This window comes from Halomonas sp. ATBC28, assembly GCF_005937175.1.
GTDB lineage: Bacteria > Pseudomonadota > Gammaproteobacteria > Pseudomonadales > Halomonadaceae > Vreelandella > Vreelandella titanicae.
This window is the reverse complement of the sequence record NZ_VCQL01000009.1, coordinates 158659-172041: the sequence shown is the minus strand read 5'-3', so window position 1 is coordinate 172041 and position 13383 is coordinate 158659. Positions and strand designations below refer to the sequence as shown.

The 13383-nt window shown below is 56.3% G+C and carries 12 protein-coding genes; 5 read left to right on the top strand and 7 right to left on the bottom strand.

The window, feature by feature from the left end; translation table 11 throughout:
• Positions 1-70 precede the first annotated feature (70 nt).
• From E0L35_RS12440 to E0L35_RS12415, 6 genes are all read right to left on the bottom strand, one after another.
• Positions 71-1384: a TRAP transporter large permease gene (locus E0L35_RS12440; protein ID WP_138800443.1), complete on the bottom strand. Its 1314-nt coding sequence runs from the start codon at positions 1382-1384 to the stop codon at positions 71-73.
• Complete coding sequence (locus E0L35_RS12435; RefSeq protein ID WP_138800442.1) at positions 1384-1890, bottom strand: TRAP transporter small permease; 507 nt, start codon at positions 1888-1890, stop codon at positions 1384-1386. The genes E0L35_RS12440 and E0L35_RS12435 overlap by 1 nt, the downstream gene beginning before the upstream one ends.
• 62 nt (positions 1891-1952) lie before the next feature.
• Positions 1953-2951 carry a TRAP transporter substrate-binding protein DctP gene (gene dctP / locus E0L35_RS12430; protein ID WP_022520121.1) on the bottom strand — a complete coding sequence of 333 codons (999 nt, stop codon included), beginning with the start codon at positions 2949-2951 and terminating at the stop codon, positions 1953-1955.
• 144 nt (positions 2952-3095) lie between these two features.
• Positions 3096-3734, bottom strand: coding sequence for a 3-isopropylmalate dehydratase small subunit (gene leuD / locus E0L35_RS12425; RefSeq protein WP_138800441.1), 639 nt, complete (start codon positions 3732-3734; stop codon positions 3096-3098).
• On the bottom strand, positions 3734-5173 hold the full coding sequence (gene leuC, locus E0L35_RS12420; protein WP_138800440.1) for a 3-isopropylmalate dehydratase large subunit: 1440 nt from the start codon (positions 5171-5173) through the stop codon (positions 3734-3736). Before leuC ends, leuD begins: the two co-directional genes overlap by 1 nt.
• A 145-nt stretch (positions 5174-5318) precedes the next feature.
• On the bottom strand, positions 5319-6125 hold the full coding sequence (locus E0L35_RS12415; protein WP_138800439.1) for a GntR family transcriptional regulator: 807 nt from the start codon (positions 6123-6125) through the stop codon (positions 5319-5321).
• 224 nt (positions 6126-6349) lie between these two features.
• Here E0L35_RS12415 and E0L35_RS12410 point away from each other — a divergent pair, with 224 nt between their 5' ends.
• The 5 genes from E0L35_RS12410 (at position 6350) to E0L35_RS12390 (ending at position 11337) form a co-directional block, all read left to right on the top strand.
• A complete protein-coding gene (locus tag E0L35_RS12410) occupies positions 6350-7267 on the top strand; it encodes an oxaloacetate decarboxylase (protein WP_138800438.1) in 918 nt (305 codons plus the stop codon).
• A gap of 64 nt (positions 7268-7331) precedes the next feature.
• A complete protein-coding gene (locus E0L35_RS12405; protein ID WP_022520127.1) occupies positions 7332-7997 on the top strand; it encodes an isochorismatase family protein in 666 nt (221 codons plus the stop codon).
• Positions 7998-8025: 28 nt separating this feature from the next.
• Entirely contained in the window at positions 8026-8979 is a 954-nt protein-coding gene (locus E0L35_RS12400) for a polysaccharide deacetylase family protein (RefSeq protein WP_138800437.1), read from the top strand.
• Positions 8980-8983: 4 nt separating this feature from the next.
• Positions 8984-9916, top strand: a complete 933-nt coding sequence (locus E0L35_RS12395; RefSeq protein ID WP_138800436.1) for a polysaccharide deacetylase family protein — start codon at positions 8984-8986, stop codon at positions 9914-9916.
• A complete protein-coding gene (locus tag E0L35_RS12390) occupies positions 9916-11337 on the top strand; it encodes an FAD-dependent oxidoreductase (RefSeq protein WP_138800435.1) in 1422 nt (473 codons plus the stop codon). The genes E0L35_RS12395 and E0L35_RS12390 overlap by 1 nt, the downstream gene beginning before the upstream one ends.
• Before the next feature lie 27 nt (positions 11338-11364).
• On the opposite strand, the gene E0L35_RS12385 is transcribed toward E0L35_RS12390, so the two are convergent.
• On the bottom strand, positions 11365-13365 hold the full coding sequence (locus tag E0L35_RS12385) for a RecQ family ATP-dependent DNA helicase (protein WP_138800434.1): 2001 nt from the start codon (positions 13363-13365) through the stop codon (positions 11365-11367).
• Positions 13366-13383 lie beyond the last annotated feature (18 nt).

Sequence of the window (13383 nt, the reverse complement as noted above, 5' to 3'; positions counted from 1 at the left end):
AACGCTTAAACGCAAAGAGAGGCCGCAGCCTCTCTCTTTTTTACTACCTGCACTTTTCTTGCTAAAAGCTCTATTGCAGCATACTGGGCAACCAAGTCGCGAGGCCCGGAAACACTATCAGCACTGCGACCAGCAGCATCGAACAAAGAATGTAGGGAATCGCTGCCGAGTATATTTCTCTCATGGTAGTACCTGCCGGTGCGACCCCTTTCATGACAAACAACAAAAGACCCAAGGGCGGCGTTGAGAAGCTAATTTCAAGCGCCAGTAGAACAACGATACCGAACCACACCAAATCAAACCCAAGCGCCTGGGCGAGCGGGAAAAAGATCGGCACGGTCAGCATCATGATAGAGATCTGCTCCATAAAGGTGCCCAGCACCAGTAGCACCGCAAACATCGCCAGGAGCATCAGAATCGGCGACAGATCGAAACTGGTCGCCCAGCCGATCAAGCCACCCGAAGCGCCTGAGAAACCAAGCAACTGACTGAAGGTAGCCGAGCCAAACACGATCAGGTAGGCCATCAGCGTGACTTTTAATGCCCCGGTGACCGAAAGTTTAAACGCCTCCCAGGTCATGCAGCGGAAAATAAACGCCAGGATAATCACACCTAGCGCGCCAAAGGCTGCAGCCTCTGACGGCGTGGCAAACCCAATCAGCATTAATGTGACGATAATCACCATCACGCTGAGCATGGGTAGAATATCGGTCACGATCAGTTTGAGCTTCGCGCTCAGCGGCACCGGCTCAAGCTCATAATTCGGGGCGGCCTGAGGATCCAGCTTGGTCTGAATAAAAATGGTCGCGATATAGAACCCCGCCAGCGTTAGCCCCGGCAAGATACCGGCAATAAGCAGCGCGCCAATATCCACTTTTGCCAAGGTTGCTAACAACACTGCCAGCGCAGAAGGCGGAATAATAATCGCCAGGCCGCCAGTGCCCAGAATCGGGCCAATCGCCATTTTCTTTTTATAGCCCCGCCGCTCCATTTCTGGCACCAGTAGCGAACCCATTAATGCCGTAGAGCCCATGGAGGAGCCACTGAGAGTGGAGAAAGCCGTCCCACCCACCACTGTTACGTAAGATAAACGCCCCGGCACCTTGCCCATTAGCTGGTCAATAGCGTTGAACATTTTCATGCCTAGACCAGTGCGGAAAAACAGCTCGCCCATCAACAGAAACAGCGGAATGGGCACCAAATTAAAACTGGATAGTGCGCCGAAACCGTTGTTGAGCATCTGCAAGATGCCGGTTTGGCCGCCCATAAAGTGCCAGGCACCAATCACATTGGCGGCCAAAAAGGCCAGGGCAATGGGGGTGCCAATCGCCATAAAGATCAAAATCAACGAGAGCAGGAAAGCGAGTGCAAAGTACCATTCCATTATTCTTTAATCCCCGCTTCGCCGCTGTGAAGAATTTCATGGCCCACCACAAAGCGGCCAAATTCGATCGCCATCAGGGTAAAGCTGATGGGGAAAACAATGGTCAGTATCCATTTCGGCACAAAGAAAGCCCGCACGTCATAGTCAGTGCGCTCGATATTAAGCAGCACCAGATCAAGCCCCTTCCACGCCAGCACGCCGCACACCACGACACAGAGCAGCGCTACCCCTCGGCTGAGGATATTTAGCGCTGCTGGCGGCAACACCGAGGTCAGTAGTTCAATATGCACATGCCCTTTTTGGCGCACCAGCCAGGGAGCCCCGAGTAGAGTGAGGTAGAACATGGCGTACTCGGTGGAGAGAAAAAACCATGCAGAGGGCTGAAGACCTAAGTTACGAATCACCACCGAAAGCACCACGGCCACCATCAGCCAAACCAGCATGATGGCGGCCAGCAGGGCCATGCCGTTGAGCAGCAGCAGATAGCCGCGTTGTGCGTAGCGCATAAAAAACCCTAGAAAATAAGCCACACAAATAGGGCGCTCGACCGCTCGGCGCCCCTACGTTTCTATAGATCGTTGAATTTTTCGATCAGCGTATCGTAGTGCTCAAGCCCCATGGGGTGGCGCTCCATCTGGCCACGCATACGTTCCCAGGTGGCATCCCGGGCAGCGTCTGAGAATCGCTGTGCTGCTTCGCCTTCCAGGGTGATGACCTGCATGCCATCGGCCTCAAGCTGAGCCTGTTGCTCGTTGGCTAATTCAGCCAGTTGTTCGGCGCTGTCGCGCTCATGCTCAATGGCGACTTCCTGAAGAATTTGCTGCGACTCTTCGCTGAGCTGGTTCCACTTATCCAGGTTAACGATCACCCCCATATCGGTGGAGAAGAAGGCAGGGTCAACCCGATAGTTAAGAAAACGATCCCAATTTAGGTCTTTCAGGCCAATTTGAGTCCAGCCAGTCGCGTTCACTACACCCCGCTCCAGGGCCGCGTAAACATCGGTGGTCGGCAGGCTGATTGGCTGAGCGCCCAGGTAGTCCTGGAAGAAGGCGTCATACACCGGATTACTGCGTAGGCGTAGGCCCGAAACGTTTAGGTTACCTTCGCCATCGACGGTGGGCTCATCAATGGTGTAGAAGTTGTAGCTGACCCCGCTGTCGAACCAGCCCAGATAGTAGGTGCCCATCTTCTCCTGATGAATTTCATTAAGCAGGTCGATGCCGCCATTTTCGCGTGCGTAGATAGCGTTAGTGTTCGAGGCGACCATGGCATCGCGCTCTGGTACGGTACCTGCGTAGAAGCTCGCAGCGGTGTAGGCCATATCGACCACGCCGTTGCGAACTGCGTCGGGCTGCTCGGAAAGGCCAATCACTTCAGGGCCGCCGCGTACGTTAATTTGCACCACACCTTCACCGCGTTCGTTCACCTTATCGACGAACTCTAAAAAGCTCTGGGTATAGATCAACGAGGGGGGAAATGCATGCACTGCGTTAATTTGATCAACGGCCAGCACTTGAGTGGAAGCCAGGGCAGTTAGCACGCCCAGGGTAAGGGTTACTTTTTTCATTAGTTTGTCTCCTGCACAAGATAATTTGCGTTATAGCGTTTTTGTTTCTAAACCGTTTTTATAAGCTGCTGTTTATTAACCCTTCTTATCAACGTCTGTTGCAAACGTGCGTGCTGTTGTTAGCAATATACTTCCAGGCCGTTTCTACCCCTTGCTGATAAGGGTACTCTCTGGCGGCTGAGCCGCTGTCCAAGGGAACTGTGCCGTGTACTGTGCTGAGAAATCAGTAATGGTGTCAGCATGCTGGCGGGTCATATCAATATCATCCCAACCGTTAAGCAGCTTGGTGCGCCAAACCGGGCTAATTGAAAAGCTGACTTCTACTTCGGCGACACGGACGACCTGCTTGTCTAAGTCAACGTGTATCGCCGCCGGTGCATCGCCAAGCGCTGATAACAAACGCTCGGCTTCATCCTCTTCCACCACCGCAGGCAGTAAGCCATTATTGACGGCGTTAGACGCAAAAATATCGCCAAAGCTTGGCGCCACCACGCAGCGAAAGCCGTAATCGACCAGTGCATAGACTGCCGCTTCCCGCGATGACCCCGCGCCAAAGTTGCGGCGACTAACCATCACTTCAGCCTCGGCAGCATTAGGGCGATGAAGAATAAACTCTTCGTCCGGTGTGCCCTGCTCGTCGTGGCGAACGTCGTAAAGTAGAAACTGACCGTAGCCGACGCTGCGTGGCTCTTTCATAAAGCGCGCGGGAATCAACTGATCGGTATCCACGTTAGCCGCGGCAAGGGCAACGCCAAGGGTGTCTAGTACGGTAATAGGTTGCATTAGTGCGCTCCTGAAGCCTGAACGGATGAATCAGCGCCTGCTGTTAACGTACGCACATCGGTTAGCCGCCCACTCACCGCCGCAGCGGCGACCATAGCGGGTGACATCAGGTGAGTACGTGCGCCGGGCCCCTGGCGGCCCTTGAAGTTGCGATTGGTGGTCGAAGCGCAGCGCTCGCCGCTGGCCACTAAATCACCGTTCATGCCTACGCACATGGAGCAGCCGGAGTGTCGCCACTCAAGCCCTGCGTCGATAAAGATACGGTCTAACCCTTCAGCTTCGGCCTGGATTTTCACCAGCGTTGAGCCAGGCGAGACCATACCGGGCACACGACTTTTTTGCCCTGCCAGCACGGCGGCAGCGGCCCGTAAATCTTCAATACGCGCGTTGGTACAAGAGCCGATAAAGACTCGATCAATGTTGATATCGGTGAGTTTTTGGCCCGCCGTTAAGCCCATATAGGCCAAGCTCTCCCGAGCCTGGCGCGCTTTCGCGGGATCACTCAATTGCTCAGGATCGGGCACAGCGCGATCAATCGGCAGCGCTTCTTCGGGTGAGACGCCCCACGTCACCGTCGGCGCGATTTCGTCCGCATGCAGCGTCACTTCAAGATCAAAACGGGCGCCTGGGTCGCTGTAGAGCGTGGCCCAATAGGTGCAGGCTTGCTCGAAGGCTCGCCCTTTCGGACTCCAGGGGCGGTCACGCAAATAGTCGAAGGTGATTTGGTCTGGGGCAATCATGCCGCAGCGACCGCCGCCCTCAATGGAGAGATTACACAGCGTAAGCCGCGCTTCCATGGAGAGCGAGCGGATCGCCTCACCAGCGTACTCAATGGCGTAGCCGCGAGCACCGTCGGCACCCAGGCGCGCAATCCAGGTCAGCGCAATATCTTTAGCGGTGATGCCCTCGGCGAGTTGACCCTCGACGGTAATCCGCATCACCTTGGGTTTGCTTTGCCACAGGGTTTGGGTGGCCAGTACGTGGGCCACTTCCGAGGCACCAATGCCAAAGGCAATGCTGCCAAAGGCGCCGTGGGTGGCGGTGTGGCTATCGCCGCAGACCATCACCATGCCGGGCTGGGTAAGCCCCTGTTCAGGCCCAAGCACATGCACAATGCCCTGGCGCGGGTCGTCTAAACCAAACAGCGTCACCCCGTGCTGCTGAGTATTGTGGGAGAGCTGCTCAATCATTGAGCGCACTTTGGGGTCGGCAACACCTGCCAGGTCGCGGGTCAGCGTTGGTACGTAGTGGTCAGCAATACCAAAGGTTAAATCGGGCCGGGCAACGGGCAACTGGCGTTCAGCCAGCTTATTGAACGCATGGAAGGAGCCTTCATGGACAAAGTGGCGGTCAATCCACAGCAGGCTCTGACCGCTTTCACTACGGTGAACCTCGTGGGCGCGCCAAACTTTGTCAAACAGCGTTGTTGGGGTACTCATGGTCGTCGCTCGTTGCCTCGGCCTTCGTTAGACTTATCGTTCTCACCCAATACAACTAGCGCAATTTCACAACACAGGTCAAATGTATTTTTTGTAATTTTAAATCTGTATTAAATCTAATACATTAAAAAACAGCCCAATCACTCTACTCAGCCTTCCCGCTGGTCGGCATTCCGCCCACCTTGGGCTCCCAGTAGCGGGAGTTATCGTCACCGTTACGCTCCAGGTCAATTTGAAAACGATAACGATCAGGACGATAGAGCGCATCCAAGTGCTCGACGCCTCGGCCCTGCTCGTCGTACACCACACGGGTCAGTGAAATCAGCGGCGAGCCAACGGCAACATCCAGCGCTTCCGCGACCTCGTGACTGGCCAGAGTGGCGGAAATCGATTGGGAAGCGTGATCAACTTTCACGCCGCTACGCTCCAGCAGTACAAACAGCGGCGTATTGGCTAAATCCATCTCGTTGTAGTGTAGGGCAATCGCTTCCGGCACATGGGTTACCAAATGGGAAAATGGCTTGTCGTCGACCATGCGGACACGAACCGAACGCTGCACCTTACCACTCGGCCCCATGCCTAACCGCTCGCGAATCATTTCCGGTGGCAGCACATAAGCAAACTCCAGCAGCCGCACCTGAGAAGCCTGGCTCATCTTGACCATATTGGGCATTAGGTTAGACACGCTGGCAGTCATCACCGTGGCGTCCAGCGGCTGCTCCAGCACCACCGTACCCACGCCTGCTTTACGCTCTACCATGCCTGTCGCTTGTAGCGCTTCCATGGCACGCCGAACGGTCACCCGCGACACCCCATGCTGCTCCGCCAGTTTATTTTCGCCGGGCAATTTACTGCCCGCAGGCAGCCGCCCGCTCAAGATTGCGTCTTTCAACAGCAGGTAGATGCGATGTGATTTAGTGCCGCCCACCGCGGAGGATTGTGCCTCACTCATCCACACCTCTCCTCAAAATGTTGTTCAAAAAATTCATGTCAGGCTTGACGCAGGGATAATAATAGACATAAAAATGTATTATATATAATACATATTGAAAGCTAATCAATAACACAGCTGCTGCCCTTTGAGAGCCATTATTACAGAACCAGTGCTCTTAAGTATCACTAACTGGGTGGCCTCATATTCGCCGCTGACGCTTACTTAAAACAGATGAGATCGCTATGACACGCCCACACCGCTCTTCAAACCAGGCTTCACAGCACGTTTCACAACAGTCCGCCCAGCTTAGACAGCAACTGAAAGATAGCTCCATTGTGGTCGCCCCCGGTGTGTTTGATGCGTTAGGCGCATCCCTAGCTGAGCAAGCGGGCTTCGATACGGTCTACCTTTCCGGCGCCAGTCTGGCTTACACCCAACTGGGGCGGCCGGATATTGGCCTGCTCAGCATTACTGAAATTTGCACCGCCATGTCGCATATTCGCGAGCGCACCAATTTATCCGTGGTCGTGGATTGCGACACCGGCTTTGGTAACGCCATGAACGTGATGCGCAGCGTTAGACTGCTGGAGCGCGCTGGCGCTAACGCCATTCAGCTTGAGGATCAAACCTACCCCAAGCGCTGCGGTCACTTGCGCGGTAAAACCCTGGTCTCCAAAAGCGAAATGGTCGGTAAGTTGCATGCCGCACTGGACGCCCGTGAAAATGACAACACACTTATTATTGGCCGAACCGATGCGCTGGGCGTGGAAGGCACCGACAGCGCCATTGAGCGCGCCCAAGCCTATTATGAAGCTGGCGTGGATATGCTGTTTATCGAAGGTATCCGTAGTGACGAAGATATCAGCAAAATCATGACCCAGTTCAAAGGCAAGGTGCCCATCATGGCCAATATGGTCGAGGGGGGTGACACGCCGCTGCAGAACGCTCAGGCGCTTGAAGACCTAGGCTTCTCGCTGGTGATTTTCCCCGGCGCACTGGTGCGGGCGATTACCCACATGGCCAGCCGTTTCTTTGCCACGCTTAAGCAGGATGGCACCACCGATGCCTTCCGCGACCAAATGCTCGATTTCAAACAGCTTAACGACTATTTAGGCACCCAGGCGATGCTGGAGCTCGGCGAGCAGTACGACAATCGCTAGTGCCTCTCATCAAACCGTGCCCAATATTTATAAGTGCGAATAAATAACTATTCAGGAGACGACGATGCAGACCACCGACAAAACGGCGAGAGAGATTTTTAACGACGTCATGGCCAACCCTCAGCGGGTACCCTTTGGCTTTGGCAACAAAGCGGTGCTGGTGAATGTCGACCCACAAAAGGCCTATACCCGCACCGATCTCTTCAAAACCGCCTATGAAACAGACCCCAAGCAGTTGGAGTACACCAACCAACTGGCCCGCGGTTTTCGGGAGAAAGGCTGGCCGGTGGTTTGGACCCACGTGGCGTTTCTAGACTCCGCCGAAGACGCCGGGGTTTGGGGTACTCGTACCGATACGCCTGATTCGTTGCAAAACATTAAGTATGGCTCTGAACGCGCTGAATTCGACGAGCGCTGCGAGATAGACCGCAGCCGTGATGTGATCTACACCAAGCGTATGCCCTCGGCATTTTTTGAAACGCCGCTGCAGTCGCTGCTGGTGTGGCATCAGATCGATACGGTGATCATCACAGGCGGCTCTACTTCCGGCTGCATTCGCGCCACCGCCGTGGAGAGCCTGTCCCGGGGCTACCGCACCATCGTGCCCATGGAGTGCGTCGCGGATAAACACGAAAGCTATCACTACGCCAACCTGACCGACCTGCATCTCAAGTATGCCGACGTTCTGCCGGTTGCCAATGTACTCGAATGGCTAAATGGCAACACCTAAGGACTACCAAGTTTCAAAGGAGCCGGTTATGAAAGAGTCACTAGGCGTTTACGACTACTGGGCCTACGACCAACGCCCTAAAATCGAGTGGCCAGGAGGCGCCAAGGTGGCCTTCTGGGTCGCACCCAATATCGAGTATTACGAACTCGACCCACCGCTGAACCCCCAGCGTAACCCTTGGCCGCATCCGCACCCTTCGGTACCCGGCTACAGCATTCGCGATTACGGCAACCGGGTTGGCCACCAGCGCCAGATGACCCTGCTGGATAAGTACGGCATTCGTGGCTCGGTGTCACTTTCGGTCGCACTGTGCGAGCACCACCCCGAGATTATCCAGATGTGCAAAGAGCGCGACTGGGAGTTTTTCAGCCACGGCATTTACAACACCCGCTACACCTATGGGTTGAGCGAAGCCCAGGAGCGGGCAATGATCCGTGACAGCATGGAGACCATTTACCGCCATACTGGCCAGGCTTGTGCAGGTTATCTGGCGCCCGCGCTTTCCCATTCAGAGCGCACCCTGGATCTATTTGCCGAAGTGGGCGAAGAGTTATTCGGTGACAAAGGAGGGATTTACACCTGTGATCTCTTCCACGATGACCAGCCGACGCCGGTCAGCGTTCGCTCCGGCAAACGTTTTATCTCCATGCCTTACTCGCTGGAGATGAACGACACCATCGTCTACGCGGTGAATAAAGTAGAGCCGCGCCAGTACGCCACCATGCTCAAGCGCCACTTTGACCGCCTCTATGCCGAGGGCGCGGAGTCCGGCACAGTGATGTGCATTCCCACTCATAACTATCAGGTGAGCTGCCCGCATCGTATTAAGGCGTTCGAAGAGGCGCTGGAGTACATCACCGGCCACCCGGATGTGTGGGTCGCTACCGGGCGCGAGATTGCTGATTACTACTTGGCCAACTATTACGATGCCGCTCTCGACAGTATTGCGGCCCAGGCCGCCACCGCAGGCAAACAGGGGTAACGCTATGGCGCTTAACAACGACTATCTCGACTACCCCCACCGCAATCACGGCTACGATCACAAGCGCTATGAATGGTCGATGCTGAGCGAGCGTGCCCCGATCACCTGGCCTGAAGGCAAAACCCTGGCGGTGTGGGTCAATATTTCGCTGCAGTTTTACCCGTTAAACCAGCGCGGCAAGCCGTTTAAAGTACCTAACGGCATGACAATGCCCTACCCGGACTTGCGCCACTTCTCACTGCGGGATTACGGCAACCGCGTGGGGATATATCGGGTGCTCAAAGCGCTGGCAGCGCACAACATCACACCCACCTTTGCGATCAACGCGCAGCTGGCGGAGCAGACCCCCTATCTGGTGCAGCGCCTAAAAGAGCACGGCGGTGAATTTATCGCCCACGGCTGGAATATGGATCACCTGCACTACGGCGGCCAACCGATTGAAGAAGAGGCCGAGCTGGTCAAACGCTCCGTGGAGACCCTGCGACGCGTGACCGGCCAACCCGTTCGCGGCTGGCTAAGCCCCGCCAAGCACCAGAGCTTCAACACTCCCGACCTGCTGGCAGAAAACGGCATCGAATACTGTGCCGACTGGGTCAACGACGATATGCCCTACGCTTTTCATAGCCAATCAGGCCCCTTGATGATGATGCCACTGGCCACCGAGATCGAGGACCAGTTTGTGATCGGCCAGAACCTGCACTCGGAGGATTCCTGGGTGACTCAGGTGAAAGACGCTTTCGACTTCCTGTTGGCAGAGTCCCGCGAGCAGGGCGGGCGGCTGTTTGCGCTGAACCTGCACCCCTGGTTGGTGGGCCAGCCCCACCGCATTGCCTGCCTGGAAGAGGTGCTGGCCCATATCAGCGGGCACCCAAAAGTATGGCAGGCCCCGGCGGGCGAGATTCTTGATGCGTTTCATCGTGCAGCGGAGCAGGCGTAATGGCGATACTTCCCTATAACAACGACAGCTTTGATGCCCATCTGCCGTTACTGATTATTGGCGCTGGGGCCTGTGGCTTGGTCGCCGCACTGGCTGCCCAAGAGGCGGGTGTGGAGCTGGCGGTGCTGGAGCGCGACGCGCTACCCCGCGGCAGCACGGCGATGTCGTCGGGTTTTATTCCTGCTGCTAATACGCGCTTTCAGCATGAGCTTGGCGTCACGGATTCCGCCGAAGTCATGGCAGAGGATATCCAGAAGAAGAATGGCTTTGAGGCAGACCCAGCCATTGTCGAACTACTCGCTACTCAATCAGGCCACACCATCGAGTGGCTGGCGGGTGAGCACGGCGTGCCCTTTGAGCTGGTGGAGGGCTTTCTCTACCCCGGCCACCGCCACCTGCGCATGCATGCTACGCCACGGCGAACCGGTGAAGAGCTAATGGGGGCGCTGCTCAATGCCGCCGAAGCGGCAGGCATTGATATTTTGGCCCAGGCGCGAGTAGTGGATTTGCACGTTGATGACACTCAGCGAGTGCGGGGCGTAACCATTGAGCGCCCGGATGGCAGTCGCGAAAGCATTGGCTGCGACGCGCTGATTCTGGCCTGCAACGGCTACGGCGGTAATGTTGAACTGGTAGAGCGCTATCTGCCCACGCTCAAACACGCGCTCTACTACGGCCATGAGGGAAACCAGGGCGATGCACTGCTGTGGGGGCAGGCCATGGGCGCCAGTACAAAAGATCTGGGTGCATGCCAGGGCCATGGTTCGCTCGCCACCCCTCACCAAACGCTGATTAGTTGGGCACTGATGATGCAAGGGGGCATTCAAGTCAATCTTAAGGGCGAGCGCTTTTCTAACGAGCACGGCGGCTATTCAGAACAAGCCGCCAAGGTCTTGGCACAGCCAGAGCAAGTGGCTTGGAATCTGTATGACGCCCGCATTCATGAGTCCGCTCAAGCCTTCGAGGATTACCGTAATGCCCAGGAGAGCGGCGCGGTAAGAAGCTTTGCCAGCCTTGAAGAGATGGCCGCTGGCTTGAGCCTGCCACTAGCCACACTGCAGACTACTTTCATGGAGATGCAGCAGCATGCAGAGCAGCAAATGGCGGATGCGTTTGGCCGCCGTTTTGAAGCGGCGAACCTGCTCAAGCCACCCTACTACGCTATTCGTGTCACCGGAGCGCTGTTTCATACCCAGGGTGGTTTAGAAGTGAATCGCACCGCGCGCGTGCTCAATATCCAAGGTCAGGCGCTGCCCAACCTGTTCGCCGCAGGCGGTGCTGCTCGCGGCGTTTCAGGCTCCAACGACAGCGGCTACCTTTCTGGCAATGGACTGCTGAGCGCCGTTGTACTGGGGGCTGTAGCGGGCAGAAGTGCCGCTGATTTTTTGCACCTCAAGCTAGGTTCCGCTGTGCTGCCTTAGCGCTTTGACCTGTTGCTCTGCACAGGTCTAAGCACCAAGTGCTGTTTCAGCCCACTGGCGCACCTCAGGATAAGCGCGCTGCTCGAAAATCGCGAAACCGTTAAGGCTTCGGGCTTTGAGCGGGGTGAAAATCGGCATGGTTAAACCGCACAAAAAGTGTGCCACCCGTTGGGCACTTGGCGGCTGGCCGAACTGCTCGATGTGGCGCTGAATCAGCGGCGTGGCATAGCACTGAAAATCAGCAGCGGTTAGTTCAGGCTGTGGAGCTGCATCCGGTAGTTTTACCGGATGGCCGTAACACACCGAGCAGTGGCCACAGTGGCCCTCCTCACTCTGAAGGGGGGCATTAAACGTACTATCGCCAAAGTGCTCTGCCAGCCGCCGCGTTAGGCAGCTCTCCGACTCAAATAGCGCCAGCATCGATTGCAGCCGCGCAATTTCGATGCGCTCACGATGCAAGCACTCGTCATATAGTTGGCTCACCAGCGTCTCAATGGCAAAACCGGGCTGACACACCTCGTAAACGTCAGTCATCCGCTTGCCTTCCAGAGTTAGCCAGCCCTTATCTTGAAAGTACTCAAGGGCAGTGATCACTCGAGCGCGGGAGGCGTCGATCTGCTGAGCTAGCCCCGCTTGGTGTAGGCGATCAAAATCCACCGTCCCCCAGGTGCGAGCGATAGGAATATTATCGACCAGCAAACGCACAAAGGCCGCCCGTTCACCTTGAAAGCGGCCCACCAGAAGTTCTGGTTCGATGTGATAGCGCAACCGATACTCGGCGAGAAACGCAAAGCGCGGGGCAATAATGCCGTGCATCTCCAGCCGTACCAGCAGCGTCTTTAGCGGCAGCGGGCGGATATTGGTATCCCGGGAAAGCGTATTCAGCAGCACCTCCCACTGGCGATCTGCCGATTGGCCTGCCGCAGCGATCTCTTCCAGCAGGCGGTAGATGCCCGCGTATTCGGGTGTATCGCCGTAAACGAAGTTTTCCAGCACCCGCAAGCCATCCCGCCCGGCCATGGTCAGGCAGGTAGAAGGCAGGCCATCACGCCCTGCTCGACCAATCTCCTGGCTGTAGTTCTCGATGGATTTGGGCAGGTCATAGTGCACCACGTTGCGAATATCTCCCTTATCGATGCCCATCCCAAAGGCGATGGTGGCCACGATGCAGGGCGATTCACCACCCATAAACTGGCGCTGAATTTCATCCCGCCGCTGGGAATCTAACCCAGCATGGTACGCCTGGGCGACGATGCCCTGGGCCGTCAGCGCGTTCGCCACACGTTCAGCGGTTTGTTGCAGGGTGACGTAAATAATCGTTGGCGCTTCGCTGCCCGACTGCATCTGGGGTTTAAGCCACTCAATCAACTGCTGCTGACGATCCTCCATAGCGGGTGCCACCAGCAGTTCGAGATTAGGGCGGTAAAAGCCGGTGGTGATGACGTTCTCTGGCGCGATAGCAAACTTCTCGCCCATATCGGCAATCACCGTGGGTGTCGCAGTGGCGGTAAGCAGCAGCACCTGGGGAATGGCAAAATCGCGCTGGTAATCCGGCAGCTTCAAATAATCAGGGCGGAAGTTATGCCCCCACTCGGAGAGGCAGTGGGCTTCATCGACTACCAGCAGCGATATCTGAACCTGGCGCAGAAAGTGGCGAAAGCGCTCGTTCTTAAGCCGCTCCACCGAGATCATCAGGATTTTCAGCTCACCGCTTTTAGCGCGCTCCATGACATCGCGCGTCGTTTCGCGGTCTTGAGTGGAATCAATGCTAGCGGCAGCCACGCCATGGCGGGTTAGAAAAGAGTGCTGATCCTGCATCAGCGCCAGCAGCGGTGACACCACCAGGGTGAGATGCGGCAGATGCAGCGCCGGGAGCTGGTAGCAAAGCGACTTTCCCGCACCGGTGGCGAAAATCGCCGCCGTGGAGTGGCCATCCAACACCCTGGACACCACCGCCTGCTGGCCGCCACGAAAGTCGTCAAAACCGAATACGTCTTTCAGCGTTTGCTGGGGTGATATAGGGGGCATGAATACTCCTTGATAGCG

Excerpts from the sequence above, each read along its gene's own strand:
- E0L35_RS12440 (WP_138800443.1), bottom strand. The coding sequence starts at position 1,384 with ATGGAATGGTACTTTGCACTCGCTTTCCTGCTCTCGTTGATTTTGATC.
- E0L35_RS12435 (WP_138800442.1), bottom strand. The coding sequence starts at position 1,890 with ATGCGCTACGCACAACGCGGCTATCTGCTGCTGCTCAACGGCATGGCC.
- dctP (WP_022520121.1), bottom strand. The coding sequence starts at position 2,951 with ATGAAAAAAGTAACCCTTACCCTGGGCGTGCTAACTGCCCTGGCTTCC.
- leuD (WP_138800441.1), bottom strand. The coding sequence starts at position 3,734 with ATGCAACCTATTACCGTACTAGACACCCTTGGCGTTGCCCTTGCCGCG.
- leuC (WP_138800440.1), bottom strand. The coding sequence starts at position 5,173 with ATGAGTACCCCAACAACGCTGTTTGACAAAGTTTGGCGCGCCCACGAG.
- E0L35_RS12415 (WP_138800439.1), bottom strand. The coding sequence starts at position 6,125 with ATGAGTGAGGCACAATCCTCCGCGGTGGGCGGCACTAAATCACATCGC.
- E0L35_RS12410 (WP_138800438.1), top strand. The coding sequence starts at position 6,350 with ATGACACGCCCACACCGCTCTTCAAACCAGGCTTCACAGCACGTTTCA.
- E0L35_RS12405 (WP_022520127.1), top strand. The coding sequence starts at position 7,332 with ATGCAGACCACCGACAAAACGGCGAGAGAGATTTTTAACGACGTCATG.
- E0L35_RS12400 (WP_138800437.1), top strand. The coding sequence starts at position 8,026 with ATGAAAGAGTCACTAGGCGTTTACGACTACTGGGCCTACGACCAACGC.
- E0L35_RS12395 (WP_138800436.1), top strand. The coding sequence starts at position 8,984 with ATGGCGCTTAACAACGACTATCTCGACTACCCCCACCGCAATCACGGC.
- E0L35_RS12390 (WP_138800435.1), top strand. The coding sequence starts at position 9,916 with ATGGCGATACTTCCCTATAACAACGACAGCTTTGATGCCCATCTGCCG.
- E0L35_RS12385 (WP_138800434.1), bottom strand. The coding sequence starts at position 13,365 with ATGCCCCCTATATCACCCCAGCAAACGCTGAAAGACGTATTCGGTTTT.